This is a genomic window from Haloferax massiliensis (assembly GCF_001368915.1).
In the GTDB taxonomy this organism is placed as follows: domain Archaea; phylum Halobacteriota; class Halobacteria; order Halobacteriales; family Haloferacaceae; genus Haloferax; species Haloferax massiliensis.
Window position 1 is genome coordinate 70573 of sequence record NZ_CSTE01000002.1, and the last position, 21576, is coordinate 92148.

Consider the following 21576-nt stretch of genomic DNA (forward strand, 5'->3'; position numbering starts at 1 on the left):
TGAAATTAGTGTACTGCTGTACCAGTGACGTGTAGTCTACTTCGCGTCCGGACGGGCCACGTCGGTCTCCCGTTCGTCATCGGAGTCCGTGGGGCCGAAGAAGAGCACGGCAGTGGAGAACGCGACTCCGACGAGGAGTGCCACCTGACCGACGGCGAGCAGTACCCAGTCCATCGGTTGGAGGAACTGTACAACGGGCGCATACTCGGTGACGTACGGGGCCGCGAACGACCGGACCTGCGGCGGGAGGTCAAAGACGTAGACCTCCGTCCCGGCGATACAGAGGAGGAGTCCGAACAGGGGGAGACGTTGGATGTCGGGGGCCGCGTACCGGAGGTCCCACAGTAGCGTGCCGAGGGTCGATATCGCGAGAAACACCGTCCACGTGAGCGCGACCGTTTCGAACGCCGGGGCATCGGTGACCACCCCGCCCAGTAAGGCGACCGCGGCGCTACCGAACGCGACGAGGGTGAGGATACCGAAGTACGCCCACCGTCGGAGCCGGCTCACGACGAAGCGACGGACGACTGAGGTACCGTCGCCACCGCCCCCACCGGAGACCGCGTCGACGACGCGCCCCAGGATAACTCCGAGCTTCCGGAGGAACTGGACGAAGACGGCCCCCTGAAGCACGCGGCCGATAACGAACACGAGCGCGGCGTAGAGCCAGACGATTTCGCCTCGAGCCAAGAACCCCACGCCCGCCACGAACCCACCTGTGACGAGAAGCGTCGCCAGGAGTAATCGCTGTCCGTATCCCGGTCTCCACCGGCGGCGCGCGAGTTCGACGTCGTACACGTACCACCAGATGAGAGCGACGATACCCGCTCCGAGTATCACCGGTCCCGCGATGCGGGGATAGATGTCGAAGAAGTAGCCGATCTGTGCCGGCGCGGTCTCCATCAGGGGGACGGTTCGGAGCCCGCTCATGACCTGATATCGCTCTTCATCAGCCGGTCGACGGTACTGACCGCGATTCCGATGGGGAGCGCGAGGGCGAAGACGAACGCGACCGCGCTCACCGCTTCACGGACGACCGGAACCTCGGTTATGAGGACCGCTCCGGCCACGCCGAGAGCAACGAAGAGAACGGCCGTCTCAACTGCCGAGGTCTGCTGACTGGAGGTCAGCCACAGCACAGCGCCGAGACAGCCGACAAAGAACACCACGTCGCCCACGATGACGACGTTGAGCCAGTTGTCGGCCAGCCCCACGACGACCTCTGTCGAGGCGGCCGCGACGAGACGATGGAACGCTGACTGCACGGTTCACCCTCGCCGGGACCAGAACCCGAAGTGCTCGACAACTCTCCAGAGGACGAACAGACCAGCCACCACCGCGACCGCGGTGACGAGTCCAATCCGGCAGTTCTGTCCACACAGTGGTCTCGGGGTGACGGAGATGCTCACCGTGTCTTCGTCGGTGAACCCCTCGGGGCCGACGACCTGCAGTCGGACGACGTGCGTCCCCGGTTCCTCGAACGAGCGTCTGGTCGTCGCGCCCGTCGCTTCGAACGAGCCGTCGCCGTCGAAATCCCAGTGATACTCGGCGATAGAGCCGTCTTCGTGGGTCGAACTCCGCCCGTCGAAGAACAGCTCATCGCCGACAGTCGCGCTGGTCCGGCTGACCTCGGCATCGGCTCGCGGCAGGCTCCGCACGGTGATGGTTCCCTCGTGGGTCGCCGTCGCCCCCTTGTCGTCGGTCACCGACAGCGAGATGGGGAACCTGCCGGTGCGGTTGAAACGGGTCGTCACCGTCCGACCGGTCATCTCAGGCTCGCCATCGCCGTCGAGGTCCCAGCTGTAGCGCTCGATAGAGCCGTCGTCGGTCGACGAGGAGGCGTCCAGCGTGACCGTCATCCCGACCGCGACCTTCGCCGGTGACTGGTCGTACCGCGGCGTTGGCGTCGGGTTCGGTTCGATTCGAATCTCTCGCCGCGCCGAGTCAGTCTCCCCCAGGTCGTCGACCACCTGAAGCGTGACCGTGACCGTCCCGGGCGTCTCGAACGCGTGCGTGACCGATTCACCCTCCGCGTCTATCTCGCCGTCGGAGTTCAGGTCCCACCGATAGGCGTCGATGCGGCCGTCGTCGGTCGTCGCGCTCGCGTCGAACCGTATGGGGTCGAGTTCCTTCGCCCGCGTTTCGTTCGGTTCGAACTCGGCGGTCGGCGGTTCGTTCGCAACGACGACGATTTCTCGGCTCCTCGTCGTCGTGGCGCCGAATGCGTCCGTGGCGGTGACTGAGACGGTGTACGTCCCCGGCGTGTCATAACTGAGAAACACCGCTTCGCCCGTTCGGTCGACGCTCCCGTCACCGTCGACGTCCCACTCTATCGACCGGATGCCGTCGGGGTCCTCGACGGTCGGGAGAGCGATTTGAACACGCTGGCTCTCACGTATCGTCGAGAGAGACGGCATCGTCACGGTGGGGTTTTCGTTCTCTCGTACCACGACCTGCTGAGAGAGGGTCGCGTCCGCCCCGCGGTCGTCGACGACGGTGAGACGAACTGTGTATCGACCAGGGGCGTCGAACGAGTGTCGGGCCACCGGTCCCGAAGACTCGAACTCCGAGTCGTCGTCCAGGTCCCAGCGGTATTGGACGATGCGACCGCCACGGTCTGACGATGCGGACCCGTTGAACGTAATCGGTTGTGTGGCCTTCGGGTCTTGTGGGCTGATAGAGAACTCCGGTGACGGCTTCGTGTTGGGTTCTCTGACGTCGATTTGGACGGTCTTCGTCCCGCCGCCACCCGAGTAGTCGAGCTCCCACGTTATCGTGTAGACACCGCTTGCGCTCGGTGGAACCTTGAACTCCATCCACGGGTCGACCGACTCGCCGGCATCCAGGCCAGACCAATCCCAGTGTACCTTGTGAAACCACGCACCCGGTCCGGTCCACGACCCACCGTCATCGAATCGGTCGACCATCTCCCATTCATCCGGGAACCCCCCGTTCGACTCGGGAAACAAGAGATAAAACGTGGTGGACTCGTCCGAATCCCCGACGTTTTCGACACTGAAGCTAATTCGAACCGTGTCCCCTGCTTCGACGACGCTCTGTGAAACCCTCGCAGAGGCTTCCAACCGCGGACCCGTCGTCACGCTTTGCGACGAGACAGTCCCGGCCGCGAGAAACAGTATCAGTGCGAGCACCCCCAGTTTGTATACCGTCCTCCCCCCAACCATGAGCCCTGTTAACTATGCTCCCTGTCCTATTCAACCTCTTGGTTGTAAGACACCAAACGACGACATAAACGGCTTCAGGAGGGCTGAGGGCGCGTCTCTTGTGGTCTATTCTGTAGGACTGTAGTTCGGATACGAACCAGTTGACCCGGCGGAGAAGGTTTTGGATGTGCCTGCTGAACGGTTCGACCCGCGAGCGAGACGAATCCGAACTCCCGAGAGCGACCGCTATCGGTCCCCGGGCGTTCCGGGACGCCGCTCGCCGAGGGCCGCGAGTATCGCCCGGCGATACCGCGCGGCCAGCGCCGTCGCCACGAGTCTGTCGCGGTCGTTGACGCCGAGTGCGACGAGCGCGACGACGTAGGTCACCGCACCCAGTATCGCACCGGCGACGGCGACGAGGACGCCGGCCCCGGCCAGCGCCTCGCGGACGAGGAGCATGACGCCGGCCGCGGCGACGCCCGCGCCGAGGGGTTTGAGAAACGTCGCGTCGAAGGGCCACAGCCCCTCGAAGCGCCGCAGGAGGACGACCTGAACCGAGTTCTGGACGGCGATGGCGACGGCCGTCCCGAGCGCCGCGCCGGCGAGGCCGAACGCCCGGACGAACGCGAACGTGAGGAGCGTGTTGAGGACGGCCAAGAGCCAGTCGAGCGCCATCCGGGCGTACTGGTGGTCGGTCATCATGAGCAACCACCCCGTCGCGCCGACGGCGCTGCCGACCAGCACGCCGCCGAGGTAGACCACGAGCGGGACGTATCCCGCCGCGAAGTTCGGGCCGAACGCGGAGAGAATCGACCGCCCGTACACCGCGAGCACGGCGAGAATCGGAACGACGCAGGTGACGATGAGCCGCGTCACCGCCGAGTACACCGCGTTGAGCGTCTCCATCTCGTCGTCGGCGTAGAGCCCCGACGCGACCGGCGGCAGGAGCATGTTGAACGAGAGAAGCGGTATCCACGCCAGCGTCACCAACACGAGCACGACGTTGTAGACGCCCGCCGCCTTCGCGGTCAGGAGAAACCCAACGAGCATCACGTCGACGCGGTTCTGAAACACCTTGCCGAGGCTGCTCAGCGCGATGGGGGCCGAGTGGTTGTAGAACCGACGGGCCTCGGAACGGAGGCCGCCGACGGAGGGGCGGATGCCGCTCGCCGAGACGACCAACGGCGCGCCCAGCACCACGAGTCCGGCCATGCCGGCGACGAACGCGGCGGCGACGCCGACCAGCGAGTAGCCGAGCGCCATCGCGGCCACGGCACCCACTAGCTTGACCGCCGGCCGGAGGACGCGATTGAAAAGCGCCTCGCCGCGGGCCGACTGCACCGCCCTGAGGACGCCGGCGTGAATCCGCACCAGTCCGACGAGGACGACGAGCGCCGCGAACAGGTGAATCGTCGGCGGGAACTCGGGGTGCGACACCGTCGCGTCGTTGAGCCGCCCGCTCGTGAGCACCAATCCGCCTGCGAGTCCGAGGCCGACGGCGAGCGTCGTCAGATACGCCAGCCCCACGACCCGGCCCTGCCGGGCGGGGTCGTCGTCGTACGCGGAGAGGTACCGCTGGAGCGTCCCGACCGACCCGAAGTTGACGAGGCGGAACAGCAGTTGGGCGATTCGCCACGCGAACGCGTAGACGCCGTAGACGACCGGGCCGAACCCCTGTGCGAGGACGTACTCGGTCGCCGTCGTCAGCGCCCGCGGGAGCGACTGCCCGCCGGAGGCGACGACCGCGCCGTGACCGATGGTCAACAGCGCCTCGCGTTCGTCGTCGGGGATGTCGCTGTCGAGAGTGTCGCTGTCGGGTGTGGGGACGGGTGCGGGAGCGCGGTCGTCGGGACCGCCGCCGTCGGGTGTATCGGAGGACACGGTCGCGTCTCTGTCGCTTGTCGGGGTCGAAAATAAGTCGCGTGATTCGCCCGCGAGCCGCCGTCGGACTCGGCGGCGCGGTCACTCCCAGTCGGGCCAGCCGACTGCGCCACAGGCGCGTTGCGAGGCTCGTGAGCGGCCGTCGGGGACGGCCGTCGGCGGGGTCGGCCGCCGGGGCGGAGTCGTCTCCGCGGTCGTCGGGTGGCGTCTCCTCGCGGGGCGAGAGGAACGCGGTCCCGACGCCGACGACGAAGCCGACGAGTCCGACGACGAGCGAGTGCGGGGCCGCGGCCCCGTTGAGCGCGGCGGCTATCGCCACGAGGCCGACGAGTTTCGAGCCGCCGTCGACGAGGCGGAACGCGCGGGGGGAGAGTGGAACGTTCATAGTCGAAGTCGAGTTCGGTGAGTCGGGGTCTGTGCGGTCAGCCGGCGGTCCCGAGGCGGCGCTTGCGGCGTTTGAGGAGCCAGTAGACGACCGCGAAGTCGAAAACCGGCATCCCCACGGTCAGCGCGACGAGCCACGGGTAGAGAACGGCGTCGGAGACGCCGAGCACGGCGGCGACGGTGGCCCGCATCCCGTCGATAGAGAGGACGATGATGAGCATGACGGCCGCGACGCCGAGGGCCGTCTGGAGCGGTCGGTCGAGCGGGTCGGCGGTGAAGTGGACCGGGTGTTCGGGGTTGTCGAGGAGCGGCCAGAGCATCATCACGCCGATGATGAGCGAGGGGACGACGACGCCGCCGGCGAACCGGCCCCACTCGCCGAGCCACGAGGGCACCATCTTCAGCGAGCCGAACACCCACATGAAGAACCAGTCCGGGCCGACGTGCGAGGGCGTCGACGTGGGCGTCGCCGGGCCGATGGCGGCGATGCGCTGGACCGGGAAGAAGCCGGCGAGGAAGGCGACGGTCGCGGCCGTCAGGAGGAAGACGATGGTCGAGACGAGGAACTGCTGGGGGAAAAGCGGCATTCCGACGACGACGCTGTCGTCATCGTCGTCGGGGCGGCCCTCGCCGCGGGAGCTCGGCGCGTGTTCGGTGTGTTTCTGCCGCATCAACACGGCCATGTGGAGGGCGATAGCGCCGACCAGCGCGGCCGGGATGAGAAAGACGTGGAGGAAGAACATCCGCGGGATGACCTGGTCGGCCCCGGCCGGGAACGCCCCGCCGAAGACGAGCGACTGCAGGAACGACCCGACGACCGGAATCGTGCCGGTCATCTGGAAGCCGATGGTCGTCGCGGTCTTGCTGAAGTTGTCGTAGGGGAGCGCGTAGCCGAAAAAGCCCTCCACGAGGGCGAAAAGCAGCAGCGTGCTCCCGATGAACCAGTTCGGCTCGTGGGGGTTGCGGTACGCGCCCGTGAAGAAGACGCGGAACATGTGCAGGGCGATGGCGGCGATGAAGATGTACGCCGCCCAGTGGTGCATCATGCGCGCGAACATCCCGAAGGTGGTGTCGTAGGTGATGTGCAGGACGCTCGCGAACGCCGCGGGGACCTCCGTGCCGGCGTACTGGAGCGCGTTGCCCTCGTAGGTGACGGCGTTGACCGCCGGATTGTACAGGAGGCCGAGGAACGTCCCCGTCAGGCCGAGGATGACGAAGGTGAAAAGCGCGATTTCGCCGAGGAGGAACGAGCCGTAGTTGTCCTCCGGGAACGCCTTGCCGAGGAGCGTGTGGTCCAGTTCGAGCCGCTGGTCCAGCCAGTCGAACAGGGCGTTTCTCGGGTACGCCTCGTGGGTCCGGACCGTCAGGTCGGTCCCCGGCAGGTCGCCGCCCGCCTCGCCGCCGTCCGGCCGCGCGTCGGGTCGGTCGTCGCCGGAGCCGTCGTCAGGTGCTGTCCCCGTCATCTCACTCCTCCGTCCCGATCGGTCCCTCGAACGGCCCCGTCGCGAGGAGGAGCGTCCCGTCCTCGTCGTCGGCGATGCCGAGGGGGAGCTGCGGGAGCGCCCGCGAGGCCGGGCCGCCGGTCACGGACGCGCCCTTCGTGGGGTCGTAGAGGCTTCCGTGACAGGGACACCGGAGCTCCGAGTCCTGTTCGCCCGCGACGAGACAGCCCTCGTGGGTGCAGACCTTCGAGTAGGCCACGTAGCCCTTGGCCGTCCCCTCGATGTTCGTCGGCGACTCGTACTCGTCTTCGGGGAACCGAAGCAGGAGCGTGGTCGCGCGCTTCGTGACGAGCGCCCCGCCGCCTTCCTTCTCCGGGAAGACGTCCATCTTGTCGAACTCGTCGGTCGAGAGCGCGTCGGCGGCGGTCAGGGGGTTGCCGTCCCTGTCGACGAGGCGCGTGCCCTCGACGTAGAGCGTCTCGCTTCCGGTGTCGAGACTGCCGGGGAGGCCCGCGGCGTAGCCGATACCGAAGCTTCCGATGGCGGCCGCGCCGCCGATGCCGGCGAGGAGCTTCGCCATGTTTCGCCGCGTCAGTTCGTCGTCTGTCTGCGGGATGTCCGAGCGGTCTGTGTCGGTGTCGTTGGTGCGTTTGCGCATGGTCTGTGCGGTTGGTCAGTGGTCTCTGGTCTCTGCGACGGTGATGCTCGGGACGAAGTACGCCGTGTACGCGAGGACGGTCAGCGCGAGCGAGAGGAACAGCATCCCGGCGTAGGTGCCGAGGAACTGCGTCCGCGCCGGGCCGAGCCCCTCCAGCGTGAGGAGGGCGGCGAACGACACGTCCACCCACGAGAGGAGCGCCACGACGAGCAGTCCGGTCCGCGACGACACGGCCGGGACGTAGTCGAGGATGCGCCGGGACTCCGTCTCCATGTACGGCGGGACGGAGACGGTCGCGCGGCCGCCGTCGGCGACGACGGAGTCGTCGAGGTGGCTGATGCGGTCGAGGAACCGTTTCGTCCCGACCATCACGCCGACCATCCCGAGGAGCGCGACCCACGCGACGACGCCGGCCTGATTGACGCCGACTTCGACCGGCCCGGGGAGGTAGCCGCTCGCGGGCTGGAGGTCGGACGAGGTGTTGACGGCGACCGGCTCCGCGCCGGTGCCGACGCCGATACCCCCGCCTTCGGTCCCGCTCGTCAGCGCGACGTACCACATCGGGAGCAGTACGACCGCGATGAGGAGCAGGATGACTGCGGTCTCACGTCGCATCGGTTCTCACCGCCGAACGTCGGGTCGGGTTCACCACGAATTTCATGAATGTACCAATAGTTTTACGTAATTGTTGATGCCGGATTAGCGCTCCCGCGGCCGCGGCGGCGACCGTGGGTTCGCGGGAGCGACGATGCCACGTAAGCGTTCAGACGAGCGGTTATCTGTTTTTCTGTTTCGGGATGTTCGGGAATCAACAGAACTACAAGATAGTAGACGAACGGTCACGTAGTCGGCCGTATCAGCGGTAATTCAAACTTGAAATCCATTATGAACAGACGAACGTTCATGAAAAATATTGCGGGTGGAATCGCCGTTCTCGGGGCGTCGACGGGCGTCACCGGGGCGTCGGGCGGGAATTCGACCGCCGGTTCCGACGGGGGTACAGACGCCGGCGGCGGTTCGGGCGGCGGCGGCTCGGCCACCCATACTATCCAGATGGTGACAGAAGACGGGGAGTACTATTTCGACCCCGTCGGACTGCACGTCGACCCCGGCGACACCGTCGAGTGGGTCATCGAAAGCGGGGACCACTCCGCGACGGCCTACGCCGAGTCGAATCAGGCCGAGGGGCGCATCCCGGCGGACGCGTCCGGTTTCGACAGCGGCCTCCTTGAGGAATCTGGTGCGAGCTTTTCGTACACCTTCGAGGTTGAGGGCACCTACGACTACTTCTGTAGCCCGCACAAACAGCTCGGGATGGTCGGTCGGGTCGTCTGCGGCGAGCCCGGCGGCCCGGCCGAGGAGGGCGCGATTCCGAACGAACCGGGGTCAGGTCTCATGCCCGGGTCGGCGGACATCGTCGAGGCGGGGTCGCTGTCGTACCCCTACGTGCCGAGCGGCGGGTCCTCGGGGTCGCTCCCGTGGCAGTTCTGGGCCGCAATGGGCGGTCTCGGGACCGCTGTCGTCGCGATGGTCTCCAAGTACGACCGGGCGTCGGGCCGCTACAGCGAGTAGGGCCGCGACGACCCCCCCGTCAGGCCGCGGTCGGTCGCGCGACCGTCTCGCGGACGAACTTGCCGAGCAGGCCGAGCGTCGCCGCCGCCATGGCCGCGGCGAAGACGACGACGAAGACCGAAAGCGGGTCGCCGAGGTCCGAAAGCGCCCGCGAGCGGACGAAGTTCGCGGCGAGGACCGTCGTGACCGCGAACAGGACGACGCCGCCGAGGTTCGCCGGCGTCGAGTTCGGCTCCGCGACCGCGTCGCCGTTGAGTAAGACGAGCACGACGGCGATTGCGAAGGGCGTGCCGACGAGGCCGAACGCAAGCACCAACACGAGAAGCGGGAAAAAGGCCCCGCCGAGGAACGCGCCGACGCCGGAGAACAGCGCCACGCCGGCGAGGAGCGCGCGGTATCGGCCGTCCGAGAGGTCCGTTCCCCAGCCGAGTTTGTCGGCGACGAGGAACGGCGGGACGACGGTGTTGCCGCCGAGCGTGGAGACGGCCGCGCCGAGGAGGCCGAGCAGGAACAGCCACTTCGCGTTCGCGCCCGCTATCGGGCCGAGCGCCTGCGCGGCCGCCACCGCCGAGAGGTCGCTCGCGGCCACCTCGGGGCTGTGGAGGACGCTCGCGGCGACGAGGAAGATGGCGAGGCTGTAGACGCCGAAGGCGACGAGCATGGACGCGCCCACGTCGAACGTCGCCAGCCCGTAGTCGCGGGTCGTCCAGCCGCGAGCGCGCATCGTGTACGAGTGCATCGTGATGAGCGTGATGTGGACCGCGCCGCCGAGGATGCCGGCCGCGACGAGCGCGCCGTCGACGCCGGCGGGGATTCGCGGGACGAGCCCGCCGGCCGCGGCCGCCGGGTCGATGGGAACCAAAACCAGCGACGCGAGGAACGCGGCGACGACGGCCGCGACGAGTCCCTTCGCGAGGAGTTCGACGAAGCGGTAGCCGCGCCCGGCGAGGCCGGCGGCGAGGACGACGGCCCACACGACGCCCCAGACGCGGGCGTCGACGCCGGTTATCGTCGCGCTCACGTTCGCGAGACCCTGCATGATGACCAACTGGGCCAGCCCCGCCGCCAGCACGCCGTCGGCGACGAGCACCCACGCCCAGCCGTCGCCCAACTCGCGTTCCACGACGGAGACGATGCCGTCCTCCGTGAGCAGGCCGAGCCGCATCGAGAGGTACTGCGCCGACGCCCCGAGCACCGCCGAGAGCAGCACGACCCACAGCATCGCGTAGCCGAACGTCGCCCCCGCCGTGAGCACGGTCGCCATCGTCGCCGGTCCCGCCGCGACCGCGCCCGCGACCCACGACGGCCCCATCTCCGAGAGATATCCCCGCCAGTCGCCGCTCATCACCGCCGATACGTCGAGTCTCGGTTCGTTCATGCCGTCGTGGTCTCGGCGGTCGTCACAAAAGTGTTGTTACTGAGTAATACAACCGGATAATATCTCGCGTCGCGGGAGTCGGCGCGCGACCTTTTATCTGACGGTCGTGAGTGTCCTAGGTAATGCATGATGGTGGTGGAACGGTCCGGCTCCTCGTCGTCGCCGATTCGAGCGTCGCGGCGGCGATCGTCGAAGCCGCCCGTCGGCGAGTGGCGCGGGTCGACGTCGAGGAGGTTCGCACCGCCACCGCGGCGCTGGAACGACTCGGGGGCGCCGACGCCGGTTCGGACTCCGACTTCGACTGTGTCCTCGCGTCGACCGACGCGGGGGAGATGGACACGCTCGACTTCCTCGCCGCGGTTCGGAGACGCGCTCTCGACCTGCCGTTTTTCGTCGTCGCCGACGGGGAACGCGGGCTGACGGCGAGCGACGCCCTCGACGCCGGCGTCACCGACTACGTTCGAGTGCGGGACCGCGAGGGGTACGACGAGGTGGCCGCCCGGGTCGAGCGGGTGGTCGCACCGCCCGCTCCGGGGCGGGTCGCCCAGTCGCTCGTCTACGAGCGCGTCTTCGAACAGATGCTGGAGGGCGCGTGCCTGTACGACCGCGAAGGGCGATTCCTCCTCGCGAGCGACTACCTGGCCGACTTCTACGGGATGACGCCCGCCGAACTCGAAGGCGAGCGGAGCCTGCTCGTCGAGACGGTCCGCGAGGAACGCCCGGGCGACCCGTATCAGCGGCTCTTGGACGAGGAGGTCGACTCGCTCGAAGGCGAGACCGAACTCGTCACGCCGGACGGCGAGTCGCGGACGCTGAGCTACCGCTTCGCGCCGTTTCAGGTGGCCGGCGAAGTCGTCGGCGTCATCGGCGTATCGAGGGACATCACCGACCGACGAGAGCGAGAGCGGAAACTGAGGCGCGCCCGCGAGGAGTACCAAGAGCTCATCGACGGGATGAACGACACCGTCTGGGTCATCGATATCGACAGCCACATCCTCGCGGTGAACGAGACCGCGGTGGAACTGCTCGGCTACTCGCGGGACGAACTCCTCTCGATGACGGTCCACGACATCGACGCGGGACTCAGCGACGACGAGGCATCGGCGCTCATCACGCAGATGCCGTCGGACGGCACGCAGGTGTTCGAGACGGTCCACCGGGCGAAAGACGGCCGGGAGATTCCCGTCGAAATCAGTTCGAGCCTCGTGACCTACCGCGAGAGGACGGTCGTCCTGAGCGTCGCCCGCGACATCACGACGCGGAAGCGCTACGAGGCGGAACTCCGCGAGCAGAACCGCCTCCTCGAAACACAACGCGACGAGCTATCGGTGCTGAATCAGGTCGTCCGTCACGACGTGCGCAACGACCTGCAGTTGGTGACCGCCTACGCGGAACTGCTCGGAGAGCGCGTCGCCGACGACGAGGCGCGGGAGTACGTCGAAATCGTCCGGAAGCGCGCCAATCACGCGGTCGAACTGACGGAGACGGCGCGGGACATGGCCGAGATGATGCGCAGTCGGGGCGTCGAGACCGAACCGGTCCCGCTGGTCCCGGTGCTGCGAGGCGAACTCGCGTCGCTGCGAGAGATGGCACCCAACGCGAGCGTGACGGTCGACGCCGAGTTGCCGACGGTCGCGGTGCTCGCCGACGACATGCTCGGGTCCGTCTTCCGGAACCTCCTGACGAACGCCGTCCAGCACACCGACGGGGACGAGCCGACTATCGAGGTCTCCGTCTCCGAGACCGAGGGGGGCGACCGCGTCGTCGTCCGAATCGCCGACGACGGGCGCGGCGTGCCCGACGAGCGGAAAGAGTCGATTTTCGCGAAGGACGAGAAGGGACTGGAGAGTCGGGGAACCGGCCTCGGGTTGTACCTCGTGCAGTCGCTCGTCGAGAAGTACGGCGGCGACGTGTGGGTCGAGGACAACGACCCCTGCGGTTCCGTCTTCGCGGTCGAACTCCGGACCGCCCCCGGTCAGGCCGACTCGGACCAGTCGTCGCCGACGCGGTCGTAGCCCATCATCTGGCTCCCCTCGTGTTCGGTGAAGACGACCTTCTGGTTCGACTCCGGCACGCCGAACCGCTCGGCGACGGCCTCGATGACCGCGAGAGCGAGGTCCCGTTTCCGGTCCGCCGACCGACCCGCCCGGATGTCGGCCTGCAACACGACGGTCTTGTCCCCGGTCGCCCGACCGAGATGAATCGCCTCGACCTCGCGGACGGTGACGGCGGCGTAGTCGGTGTCGGCGTCCATCCGCTCGGCGTACAGCTCGGCCATCTCGGTGGCGAACTGGTCCGCCTCGCGCGCCGTGACCTCGAAGTCGAGGTCGAACTGGAGATGCGGCATCTGCGACGGGGCTTCCCTACAGGTCCGCCACGTCTTCGATGGCGTCGGTCAGCGCCTTGATGGACTCGACGTCGTGTTCGCCCATGTGGCCGATGCGGAACGTCTTCTCGCCGAGCGCGGAGCCGTAGCCGTTCGAGAACGCCATGTCGTACTTCTCGTTGACCTCCTCGATGGTGGCGGCGACGTCGATGCCCTGCGTGTTCTCGATGCAGGCGACGGTCTGGGACTCGTAGCCCTCCTCGGGGAACATGTCGAAGTGCTCGTAGGCCCACTCGCGGGTGTACTCGGCCATCTCGCGGTGGCGCTGGTCGCGCCCCTCGTGGCCCTCTTCGAGCATGTACTTCATCTGCTTTCGGTACGCGAGCATGATGGGAATCGCGGGCGTGGAGTGGGTCTGGCCCTTGCGGTCGTAGTAGTCGAGGGCGCGCTGGAAGCCGCCGTACCACGACGCCGAGTCCTTCGACAGTTCGCGCTCGTAGGCGTCCTCGCTGACGGTGCAGACGGCGAGCCCCGGCGGCATGGCGAACGCCTTCTGCGACGAGGCGAAGATGACGTCGATGTTGTGCTCGTCGATGTCGACGTAGTCGCCGCCGAGGGCGGACACCGCGTCGACGACGAAGTAGGTGTCGGGGTACTCGGCGACCACGTCGCCGATCTCCTCGATGGGGTTGCGGACGCCGGTCGAACTCTCGTTCATCACCGTGGCGACCACGTCGTACTGCTTGTCGCTGGACTCCAGCGCCTCGCGGATGTCCTCGGGCTTGATGGCCTGGCCCCACTCGTACTCGATGCGGTCGACGTTCTTGCCGAGTCGCTCCGCGACGTTCGCGTGGCGCTCGCTGAAGCTCCCGCAGGTCGGCACGAGGATGTTCTCGTCGACGAGGTTGAGCGTCGAGGACTCCCAGATTTCGGTGCCCGACCCCGTGAGAATCATCACGTCGTTGTCCGTGCCGAGGAACTCCTTCGTGTCCTCGACGATGGTGGTATAGAGGTCGGTCATGCGGTCCATGCGGTGGCCGAACATCGGCTGGCACATCTCCGCGATGACGTCCTCGCGCACCTCGGTCGGACCGGGGATGTACAGCGTCTTGTCCTGATAGTCGTCCGTGTATTCGCGTTTTTCCGTCACGTCATCCACCTGAATACGGACCACTGCGTCGCGGGCGATGATGGTACTTGTGATTGCGACACTCGTCGCAGTCGCTCAGGCGGTGTTAACACGGGACAAAACGGGGCGTCCACCGGGCGGGAACGGTTCCGGACCGGTTCGGGGTCGGGAGTCAGTCGTCGGCTTCGGCCGACTCGGCCCGCGGGACCGTCACGTCGGTCAGTCCGGCCTCTATCTGTTCGCGCCGACCTTCGAACTCGCCGGGGAGAACGAGGCGGCCGCCGAGGTCGTCGAGGGGTTCGTCGGCGGTGTAGCCCGGGTCGCTCGTGGCGAGTTCGAACAGCACGCCGCCGAACTCGCGGAAGTAGACCGACCGGAACCAGTGGCGGTTGATTTGGGCCGTCGGGCGCAGGCCCTTCGACTGGACGGCCTTGCGCATCGCCTGTTGGTCCTCGTCGGTCGGCGTCTGGAAGGCGACGTGGTGGACCGTGCCGAGGCCCTGTCGACCGCTCTCGATTGTCGGCAACACGTCCACGTACTTCCCGACGCTCCCGGTCGCGGCGAACCGCGTCCGCTCGTCGCCGGGGGTGTCGCCCTGCGCTTCCTCGGTGCCGACGCGCTCGAAGCCCATCGTTTCGAGGAGGTCTTCGGTGGGCTGGGGGTCGGCCAGCCAGAGCGTCACGGAGTGGAAGCCGCGAATCGCGACGTCTTCGGGGACGAACTCGGTCCACGGGACGGTCGGGTCGTCGTCGGGAACCTCGACTTCGACCAGTTCGACCGGGAGGCCGTCGGGGTCGCTGAAGGGGAGGACGGTCTCGCCGAACCGCTCGACTCGGTCGTCGTAGTCGACGCCGTACTCGTCGAATCGGTCCTCCCAGTAGTCGAGGCTCCCCTCGGGCACGCGGAACGCGGTGCGGGAGACCTGTCCGGTGCCGACCTTCCCCCGCGAGAGGTTCTCCCACGGGAAGAACGTCATGCTCGTGCCGGGCGTCCCCTCCGCGTCCGTGAAGAAGAAGTGGTACGTGCTGGGGTCGTCCTGATTGATGGAGCGCTTGGCGAGGCGGAGGCCGAGCGTCTCGACCCAGAAGTCGAGGTTCTGCTGGGGGTCGCCCGCGATGCAGGTGACGTGGTGGATGCCGGGTGTCGGCGTGGGTTCTGCCATGGGAAGCGCTACGGGCCGGAAGGACTTGAGTATCCGCTGACGCGAGTGTTACCGGGTCGCGGCGGCGTCAGCAGGTCGAGCGTCCGTCCCCCCTCGCCGGTCACGCCTCCGCATCCAGCGACACGGAGTCCGCCCTGACCGACGCGTAGACGCGCTCGGCCCACTGGCGGGCAATCGGCGCGTCGGTGTCGACGAACACCTCCATCAGCCCCGTCGTTTCGTCGTAGCCGCCGATGCCGACGCGGTCGTCGAAGATGGCGAGTCCGTACGGGAGTTCGCCGCGGGTCCGAAGCCGGAGGTGGCCGCACTCGATGGCCTCCCGTGCGCGCTCCGGATAGGTCTCGAACAGTTTCTCCGCGATTTCGGGGCGGTAGATAATCTCCGTCTCCGTCTCGTCGAAGACGTGCCGGTGGAACTCGCCGAAGACGAGCGGGGCCATGTGCGTGGTGTTGAACCCGCGGAACGTCTCCGACCCGCGGACGAGTTCGACGAACCGCTCGACGGGGCGGTACGGGTCTTCCGACTCGGCGACGGTCACCGTCGCGTCCGCGAACGGTTCGACGACGAACTCGTCGTGGTCGTCGCAGATGGCGTCGAGGAGCGGCGTCAACCGCCGGGCGGTTCGGACGTTCGCCTCGAATCGCAGGACTTCCTCGGCGACGACTTCTCCGAGGCCGGTCAACCGGAACCGGCGGTCGGTTCGCTCGCCGAGTCCCCGCTCGTCCAGCCAGCGCGTGAAGCGGTGGCTCGTCGCCTTCGAGACCCCGAGTCGGTCCTCGATTCCCCGCCTGTCCAGCGGTTCGTCGAGGAGCGCCTCCAGTAGCGGACCGTGCCGGACGACGTCCACGAGGTCGTCCGTCTTGATGCGCTCACCCGCGGTCGACAACTGCCGTCCGAGACGTCGGCGGTTCCGCGCGTTTTCGAGAATCGCGTCCAGAACCGACGGCTCCGGCGGCGAACCGTCGCCACCGCCGGAACCGCCGTCGGAACTGTGCATGTGAATCACTGGCTAGTTGGTCGGCCCGAGTAGTAACTTCATCCCTCGGCGCTCAGTGGTCGGTGGCGCGCCCCTTCAGCAACGGGTTCCACCTCGGTTGGGTTCCACCGGCTCACTGCAGCGTCTCGTTGGAATGGCGTGGTGGACCCCTCTTTGGTAGATTAGTGGACGCGGTGCAGACAAAACACATACTTCGTGGCGGGGTCTCAATGTCAAACGTGAAGACTGTCAGACAATTTAGTCTGGAAACTCCGTGGGTCTTCGTTCTCGTAACGGTGGTTCTGTGGGTTCTCCTCTACGTTCTCCTCGAATCGGTGCTCTTCGGCGGACAGTGGGTGAGTGCGGTGAGTCGGGGCGCGTTCGGCGGGTTCGTCTGTGGCCTGACAGTGTTGGCATGGAGACGTTATGAACCATAATCACGAGACACGGCTGTAACGCGGCTGCTGACAGGTGCGGCGTGATACGTATTGCGGTGAGACTATCGACCGAGCATACCGAGGCTTCCATAGAACACGAACAGTGCCCCGAGGACGACCCCTCCAACGAGCGTTCCGGCTGTCGACGAGACAACGAGCCCAAGCGTCGCTATCCCGCCACCGACGACTATCCAACACAGGCCAGTCCAGCGATGGCTGAGGCGCTCGAACCACGGCGAGATTCGGGGGGGCGAGAACCCGTACAAGACCGATGAGCGCGAGAGCGATTCCGGCGACAACGCCAGCAGTATCGATGGGGTCTGTCGTGAAGACGAGAACGCCGATAGCGAGCAGTGCGACCAGCACCGTACTCACGCCGGACCACACACCACCGAACTCGTCGTCACTGTCAGTCATCGATAGCGGTCAGATGTCGGTTGCAACGCATCTGTGAACGAGTACTGGTCGGACGTCTAATATATTTCGTCAGCGCCAGTGACCGACTCGCGCGTTGTATTCGGCAAACCGCCGCTCTCTGTTTCCACTGGGCGAGCCAAACGAACCGATTGAAAAAGCGTGCGTATTCGTCATCGATCTAGAGAGGTCGCGAATCCACACTCAGAGTGACGTAGACACCTGAACTGAGAGAACTCCCACAGCGCCCAAGACTACGGCCCAGAATCCTAAATCGCCGATCTCGAAGTCGGATGGAGACCCGGTGGACATCTCGTATACTGATGCGAGTATCAGCCCCACTCCAGCGATGCTACCCAAGATGATGGGTAGGCCCGCGCTCCCCTCGGTGAGAGCGAGGACTGGCCCGATTGCGAAGGCCGCACCATAGACCGCCAAGCACGCGTAAAATACGTAAAATCGCTCCATGGATAGTAGTAATACAGAGCTGACATAATCGTGGGGGTTGAGCCGACCGATACGCGCGCTGTGTTCAGCACGACTTCGACGCGGTGTCTGAAACGAACACTCTCGATAGCGTCATCGGACCCACTTGTCTCACGGAGTGAAACGCGACTCACGCCGGAACACACCTCTCGGGAGTTGAGGCTAACGGCCGTGCGAACCAATGGCAACGCATGTCCAACGACCAGCAACGCGACAGCTTCGACGCGAGCCTTCGCGGAACAGTCCTTCGCCCGGGAGACGCCGAGTACGACGAGGCCCGCGCGGTGTGGAACGGGATGATAGACAGGCGACCGTCGCTCATCGTCCGCTGTGCGGGTGTCGCCGACGTGGTCCGGTCGGTGGACTACGCGCGGGAGAGCGGCCTCGTCGTCGCGGTTCGCGGCGGCGGCCACAACGTCGCGGGAACGGCCGTCTGCGACGACGGCATCGTCATCGACCTCTCGGAGATGACGGGCGTCCGGGTCGACCCCGACGAGCGAACCGCGTGGGTCGAGGGGGGCGCGCGGTGGGCCGACGTCGACCACGAGACGCAACTGTTCGGTCTTGCCGCGCCGGGCGGCGTCGTCTCCGACACGGGCGTCGCCGGACTCACGCTCGGCGGCGGCCTCGGACACCTCCGCCGGAAGCACGGCCTCAGTTGCGACAACCTCCGGTCGGTGGAACTCGTCACCGCCGCCGGCGAAGTCGTGACCGCGAGCCGGGACGAGAACGCCGACCTGTTCTGGGGGCTCCGCGGCGGGGGTGGAAACTTCGGCGTCGTCACCGGCTTCGAGTTCGAACTCCACCCCGTCGGCCCGGAGGTCGCGATGTGTCTGGTGTTCTACCCCGCGGCCGACATCCCGGACCGCCTGCGGGACTTCCGCGAGTACGCGCGGTCCGCCCCCGACGAGGTGAGCGCGCTCACCTTCTCGGGCGTGCTTCCCGACGAGGAACTGTTCGGCGAGGCGGCGGCGACTCCGAAACTCGGCGTTCTCGGCTGCTACGCCGGTCCGCCCGAGGAGGGAACCGAGGCGCTCGCACCGCTCCGCGAGTTCGCCGACCCAATCGCCGACTTCAGCGGCGTGATGCCCTACGTCGAACTCCAGCGCCTCCTCGACGAGGACTACCCCGACGGCATGCGCTACTACTGGAAGTCGCTCTACCTCGACGGGCTTTCGGACGACGTCATCGAACGACTCGGCTACTGGACCGACGCGGCTCCGTCGCCGCTTTCGACCGTCGACGTGTGGCACCTCGGCGGCGCAATCGCCGACGTCGGCGCGGACGAGAGCGCGTTCGCCGGTCGGGGCGCGCCGTACCTCCTCGGCGTGGAGGGTAACTGGGAGGACCCCGACGCCGACGCGGAGAACGTCGCGTGGGTCCGCGACTGCATCGACGACATGCGGCGGTTCTCCGACGGCACCGTCTACCTGAACTTCCCCGGCTTCCTCGAAGGCGGTGACGAGCTGGTGCGGACGACGTTCGGCCCCGCCTACGAGCGACTCGTCGCCCTGAAAGACGAGTACGACCCGACGAACCTGTTCCGGCTGAATCAGAACGTCGCGCCGTCGGCCTCCCGGTGAGCGCGTCACGGAAAACGGACCGGGGGAGACGCACGTTTTTGTCCGTCGGCGATGACGTTCGACGTATGCAGACCCGCGCACTCGGCGACACCGGCCACGAGAGTACCATCGCAACGTTCGGCGCTATCGCGCTCAACTGGCTCGAACAGGAGGGCGCGAACCAGATGGTCGAACACGTCCTCTCGAAGGGCGTCAACCACTTCGACGTGGCCCCGACCTACGGCGACGCGGAGCTCAAACTGGGCCCGAAGCTCCGCCAGCACCGCGAGGACATCTTCCTCGGCTGTAAGACCCAAGAGCGGGGCTACGAGGGCGCGAAGCGGAAGCTCGACCGCTCCTTTGACCGCCTCGGCGTCGACTACATCGACCTCTATCAGGTCCACGGCCTCGAATACGAGTCCGAACTGGACGAAATCACGGCCGACGACGGCGCGCTCGCGGCCTTCCGCGAGGCGAAAGACGAGGGGAAAATCGGCCACATCGGGCTGACGAGCCACGGGAATCCGGGGCTCATCCGCGACGCCATCGACCGCATCGACGACCTCGAAACGCTGATGTTCCCGCTGAACCCCGTCGTCGTCGGCAAGGGCGACGACGAACACGACTACGCGGGCGTCTTCGAGGCGGCCGAGAAGGCGGGTATCGGGACGCTCGGCATCAAGGCGTTCGCTCGCGGCCCGTGGCCCGACACCGACGACCTCCCCGAGGCGGACCGGCCGTTCGCCAACTGGTACGAGCCGGTCGACGCCCCGGACGAAATCGCCGAGCGGTTCGACTTCGCGGCCGCCCAGGGCCTCACGAGCGTCGTCACGCCGGGCGACCCGAAGCTCGTGGCGATGGTCCTCGACGCCGCGACGCGGTACAACGGCATGGACGAGACGGCCCAGCGGTCGCTCATCGAGCGCCTCCGCCACGACGAGAGCCCCGTGCCCGAGCAACTCCACCACTAGCGAGGCGAGACGACTCCCGCCTCGATTCCACCCGCCGCCAATGGACGTTCCAACGACCGTCACGGCCGCCCTCGACGACCGGCCGGTCCGCGACGCGGTCTGTCTGGAGGCCGGCGCGGGGACCGGCAACGCCACCGCCGGACTCCTCGACGCGGGCGCGAAACGGGTCTACGCCGTCACGAACGACCCGGAACACGCCGCCCTCGTCCGCGACCGGGTGGCACCCGAGCCGGCGGACCGAGCGCGGACCGCGGTGCTTCAGGCCGACGTTCGGAGCCTCCCGCTCGCCGACGACTCGGTCGGTATCGTCACCGCCCACGGGCTGTTCAACCTCATCGGTCCCGAGTCGCTCGCCGCCGTCGCACGGGAGCTAACGCGGGTCGCCGCGCCCGGCTGTCACCTCGTCGTCGACGACTACGAACCGCTCCCCGACGACGCCGCGATTCGGGAGCTGTTCGCGCTCGAAAACGCGGCGAGCCAGTTGGCCCGCGGGCGACCCGCGCTGACGTTCTATCCGGGCGACGCGCTCGGGGCGCTGTTTTCGGGGTACGACTGGCGCTTCGACCGCGAACTGACCCTACTGGACCCGGTGCCGTGGTCCGAAAGCCACGTCGAGGCGCACGCGTCGCTGGCGAGGTCGCTGGCGGCCGAGGTTCCCGACCCGATGGGCGGGTGGCTCGCGGCCGAGGTCGAGCGCGTCGCCGACGCGGTCGAATCGGAGTCCGCGGGCGAGATGTACAGCGTGGCGATGCGGCTGTCCGACTCGGGGGCGGACGCGACTCGATAGCCGCGGGCGCTACTCCCCGCGGTCGACCGCCGCGTCGTCGAGCCAGCCGTCGACGACGCCCTTGAGCGCGCCGGTGGTACTGCCGAGATTGATGAGCTGATAGCCGTGTTCCGCCTTCCGGTTCGCGTCGTCCATGCCGAAGCCGAGGCCGCCGACGGGGACGCCCGCATCGACGGCGGCCGAGCGGATGCGCTCGACCGCGTCCCGCACGTCGGGGTGGTCTATCTCGCCGGGGTGGCCGAGCGCCACCGAGAGGTCGAACGGCCCGATGAAGACGAAGCCCAGTTCGGGCACGTCGAGAATCGCGTCGAGGTCCGCGAGCGACTCGGCGGTCTCGATGGTCACGCCGACGAGCGTCTCGCGGTCCTCGCGCGCGACGTAGTCGTCGGCGAGGCCCCACCGGCGGGCGCGGGGCGACGCGAGGCCGCGGTCGCCGGGGCCGTCGCCGTAGGTGAAGCGGGCCGACCGAACCGCCGCGCGGACCTCGTCGGCCGACTCCACGCGCGGGAGGAAGACGTTCCTGACGCCGAGGTCGAGGGCCTTCCGGACGAACTCGGGGTCCGCCGTCGGGAGCCGAACCAGCGGCTCGATGCCGGTTCGTTCCGCCGCGCGGAGGAGGTCCTCCATCGCGCCCGAGTCGAGCGGGCTGGGGCCGCCGTGTTCGAGGTCGAGCCAGACGAAGTCGAGACCGAGTTCGCCGTAGAACTCCACGAGCGTCGGGCTGTAGGTGTTGTCGAGGACGCCGAGCGCGACGCCGCCGGCCTCGATTCGGGCGCGGAGCGCGTTCGATGCTGGTGTGTCGACCATGTTCGCGATACGACACGTAGCCGGAAAAAGGGGCGTGGCG

Annotated in this window: 19 protein-coding genes; 5 read left to right on the plus strand and 14 right to left on the minus strand. The window is 67.4% G+C overall.

What is annotated here, in order from left to right; genetic code table 11:
• Nucleotides 1-36: 36 nt before the first annotated feature.
• The 7 genes from BN996_RS04470 to BN996_RS04505 form a co-directional block, all read right to left on the minus strand.
• Complete coding sequence (locus tag BN996_RS04470) at nucleotides 37-930, minus strand: hypothetical protein (RefSeq protein WP_226908699.1); 894 nt, start codon at nucleotides 928-930, stop codon at nucleotides 37-39.
• On the minus strand, nucleotides 927-1265 hold the full coding sequence (locus BN996_RS04475) for a hypothetical protein (protein WP_089777373.1): 339 nt from the start codon (nucleotides 1263-1265) through the stop codon (nucleotides 927-929). Before BN996_RS04475 ends, BN996_RS04470 begins: the two co-directional genes overlap by 4 nt.
• Before the next feature lie 3 nt (nucleotides 1266-1268).
• Entirely contained in the window at nucleotides 1269-2927 is a 1659-nt protein-coding gene (locus BN996_RS04480) for a PKD domain-containing protein (RefSeq protein ID WP_226908700.1), read from the minus strand.
• A 483-nt stretch (nucleotides 2928-3410) separates the two neighbouring features.
• The gene (locus BN996_RS04485) at nucleotides 3411-5045 is read right to left on the minus strand and encodes a lipopolysaccharide biosynthesis protein (protein ID WP_089777375.1); all 1635 of its coding nucleotides are present in this window, start codon (nucleotides 5043-5045) and stop codon (nucleotides 3411-3413) included.
• A gap of 422 nt (nucleotides 5046-5467) precedes the next feature.
• Nucleotides 5468-6892: a cytochrome b gene (locus BN996_RS04495; protein ID WP_089777376.1), complete on the minus strand. Its 1425-nt coding sequence runs from the start codon at nucleotides 6890-6892 to the stop codon at nucleotides 5468-5470.
• Between the two features lies 1 nt (nucleotide 6893).
• Nucleotides 6894-7529 (minus strand): QcrA and Rieske domain-containing protein, encoded by a 636-nt coding sequence (locus tag BN996_RS04500; protein WP_089777377.1) that lies wholly within the window; start codon nucleotides 7527-7529, stop codon nucleotides 6894-6896.
• A gap of 15 nt (nucleotides 7530-7544) precedes the next feature.
• The gene (locus BN996_RS04505; RefSeq protein ID WP_089777378.1) at nucleotides 7545-8144 is read right to left on the minus strand and encodes a hypothetical protein; all 600 of its coding nucleotides are present in this window, start codon (nucleotides 8142-8144) and stop codon (nucleotides 7545-7547) included.
• Between the two features lie 270 nt (nucleotides 8145-8414).
• Here BN996_RS04505 and BN996_RS04510 point away from each other — a divergent pair, with 270 nt between their 5' ends.
• Nucleotides 8415-9101 carry a plastocyanin/azurin family copper-binding protein gene (locus BN996_RS04510; RefSeq protein WP_089777379.1) on the plus strand — a complete coding sequence of 229 codons (687 nt, stop codon included), beginning with the start codon at nucleotides 8415-8417 and terminating at the stop codon, nucleotides 9099-9101.
• A 19-nt stretch (nucleotides 9102-9120) separates the two neighbouring features.
• Here BN996_RS04510 and BN996_RS04515 read toward each other — a convergent pair whose 3' ends face one another.
• Nucleotides 9121-10479 carry an NRAMP family divalent metal transporter gene (locus BN996_RS04515; RefSeq protein ID WP_089777380.1) on the minus strand — a complete coding sequence of 453 codons (1359 nt, stop codon included), beginning with the start codon at nucleotides 10477-10479 and terminating at the stop codon, nucleotides 9121-9123.
• Between the two features lie 122 nt (nucleotides 10480-10601).
• Between BN996_RS04515 and BN996_RS04520 the strand changes: the two genes are divergently transcribed.
• Complete coding sequence (locus BN996_RS04520) at nucleotides 10602-12494, plus strand: PAS domain S-box protein (protein WP_089777381.1); 1893 nt, start codon at nucleotides 10602-10604, stop codon at nucleotides 12492-12494.
• On the opposite strand, the gene BN996_RS04525 is transcribed toward BN996_RS04520, so the two are convergent.
• The 5 genes from BN996_RS04525 to BN996_RS04550 all read right to left on the minus strand — a co-directional run bounded on the left by BN996_RS04525 (nucleotide 12455) and on the right by BN996_RS04550 (nucleotide 17391).
• Entirely contained in the window at nucleotides 12455-12826 is a 372-nt protein-coding gene (locus tag BN996_RS04525; RefSeq protein ID WP_089777382.1) for a tautomerase family protein, read from the minus strand. The two genes, BN996_RS04520 and BN996_RS04525, sit on opposite strands and share 40 nt — an antisense overlap.
• Before the next feature lie 16 nt (nucleotides 12827-12842).
• On the minus strand, nucleotides 12843-13955 hold the full coding sequence (locus BN996_RS04530) for a pyridoxal-phosphate-dependent aminotransferase family protein (protein WP_089779827.1): 1113 nt from the start codon (nucleotides 13953-13955) through the stop codon (nucleotides 12843-12845).
• A 151-nt stretch (nucleotides 13956-14106) separates the two neighbouring features.
• Nucleotides 14107-15096, minus strand: a complete 990-nt coding sequence (locus BN996_RS04535; protein WP_089777383.1) for a VOC family protein — start codon at nucleotides 15094-15096, stop codon at nucleotides 14107-14109.
• A 100-nt stretch (nucleotides 15097-15196) separates the two neighbouring features.
• The gene (locus BN996_RS04540) at nucleotides 15197-16093 is read right to left on the minus strand and encodes a helix-turn-helix transcriptional regulator (RefSeq protein ID WP_089777384.1); all 897 of its coding nucleotides are present in this window, start codon (nucleotides 16091-16093) and stop codon (nucleotides 15197-15199) included.
• 1034 nt (nucleotides 16094-17127) lie between these two features.
• Nucleotides 17128-17391 (minus strand): hypothetical protein, encoded by a 264-nt coding sequence (locus BN996_RS04550; protein WP_089777386.1) that lies wholly within the window; start codon nucleotides 17389-17391, stop codon nucleotides 17128-17130.
• 209 nt (nucleotides 17392-17600) lie between these two features.
• Between BN996_RS04550 and BN996_RS04555 the strand changes: the two genes are divergently transcribed.
• From BN996_RS04555 to BN996_RS04565, 3 genes are all read left to right on the plus strand, one after another.
• Nucleotides 17601-18992, plus strand: a complete 1392-nt coding sequence (locus BN996_RS04555; protein ID WP_089777387.1) for an FAD-binding oxidoreductase — start codon at nucleotides 17601-17603, stop codon at nucleotides 18990-18992.
• Between the two features lie 65 nt (nucleotides 18993-19057).
• On the plus strand, nucleotides 19058-19942 hold the full coding sequence (locus BN996_RS04560) for an aldo/keto reductase (RefSeq protein ID WP_007275241.1): 885 nt from the start codon (nucleotides 19058-19060) through the stop codon (nucleotides 19940-19942).
• Nucleotides 19943-19982: 40 nt separating this feature from the next.
• Nucleotides 19983-20729 (plus strand): class I SAM-dependent methyltransferase, encoded by a 747-nt coding sequence (locus BN996_RS04565; RefSeq protein ID WP_089777388.1) that lies wholly within the window; start codon nucleotides 19983-19985, stop codon nucleotides 20727-20729.
• Nucleotides 20730-20738: 9 nt separating this feature from the next.
• Here BN996_RS04565 and BN996_RS04570 read toward each other — a convergent pair whose 3' ends face one another.
• The gene (locus tag BN996_RS04570; protein ID WP_089777389.1) at nucleotides 20739-21536 is read right to left on the minus strand and encodes an HpcH/HpaI aldolase family protein; all 798 of its coding nucleotides are present in this window, start codon (nucleotides 21534-21536) and stop codon (nucleotides 20739-20741) included.
• Between the last annotated feature and the right edge of the window lie 40 nt (nucleotides 21537-21576).

Bases quoted from the DNA above. Each gene is read 5' to 3' on its own strand.
- BN996_RS04550 (WP_089777386.1), bottom strand. From the start codon at position 17,391: ATGGAGCGATTTTACGTATTTTACGCGTGCTTGGCGGTCTATGGTGCG.
- BN996_RS04560 (WP_007275241.1), top strand. From the start codon at position 19,058: ATGCAGACCCGCGCACTCGGCGACACCGGCCACGAGAGTACCATCGCA.
- BN996_RS04500 (WP_089777377.1), bottom strand. From the start codon at position 7,529: ATGCGCAAACGCACCAACGACACCGACACAGACCGCTCGGACATCCCG.
- BN996_RS04570 (WP_089777389.1), bottom strand. From the start codon at position 21,536: ATGGTCGACACACCAGCATCGAACGCGCTCCGCGCCCGAATCGAGGCC.
- BN996_RS04480 (WP_226908700.1), bottom strand. From the start codon at position 2,927: ATGGTCGACCGATTCGATGACGGTGGGTCGTGGACCGGACCGGGTGCG.
- BN996_RS04470 (WP_226908699.1), bottom strand. From the start codon at position 930: ATGAGCGGGCTCCGAACCGTCCCCCTGATGGAGACCGCGCCGGCACAG.
- BN996_RS04555 (WP_089777387.1), top strand. From the start codon at position 17,601: ATGTCCAACGACCAGCAACGCGACAGCTTCGACGCGAGCCTTCGCGGA.
- BN996_RS04515 (WP_089777380.1), bottom strand. From the start codon at position 10,479: ATGAACGAACCGAGACTCGACGTATCGGCGGTGATGAGCGGCGACTGG.
- BN996_RS04525 (WP_089777382.1), bottom strand. From the start codon at position 12,826: ATGCCGCATCTCCAGTTCGACCTCGACTTCGAGGTCACGGCGCGCGAG.
- BN996_RS04495 (WP_089777376.1), bottom strand. From the start codon at position 6,892: ATGACGGGGACAGCACCTGACGACGGCTCCGGCGACGACCGACCCGAC.
- BN996_RS04565 (WP_089777388.1), top strand. From the start codon at position 19,983: ATGGACGTTCCAACGACCGTCACGGCCGCCCTCGACGACCGGCCGGTC.
- BN996_RS04535 (WP_089777383.1), bottom strand. From the start codon at position 15,096: ATGGCAGAACCCACGCCGACACCCGGCATCCACCACGTCACCTGCATC.
- BN996_RS04520 (WP_089777381.1), top strand. From the start codon at position 10,602: ATGCATGATGGTGGTGGAACGGTCCGGCTCCTCGTCGTCGCCGATTCG.
- BN996_RS04510 (WP_089777379.1), top strand. From the start codon at position 8,415: ATGAACAGACGAACGTTCATGAAAAATATTGCGGGTGGAATCGCCGTT.
- BN996_RS04540 (WP_089777384.1), bottom strand. From the start codon at position 16,093: ATGCACAGTTCCGACGGCGGTTCCGGCGGTGGCGACGGTTCGCCGCCG.
- BN996_RS04505 (WP_089777378.1), bottom strand. From the start codon at position 8,144: ATGCGACGTGAGACCGCAGTCATCCTGCTCCTCATCGCGGTCGTACTG.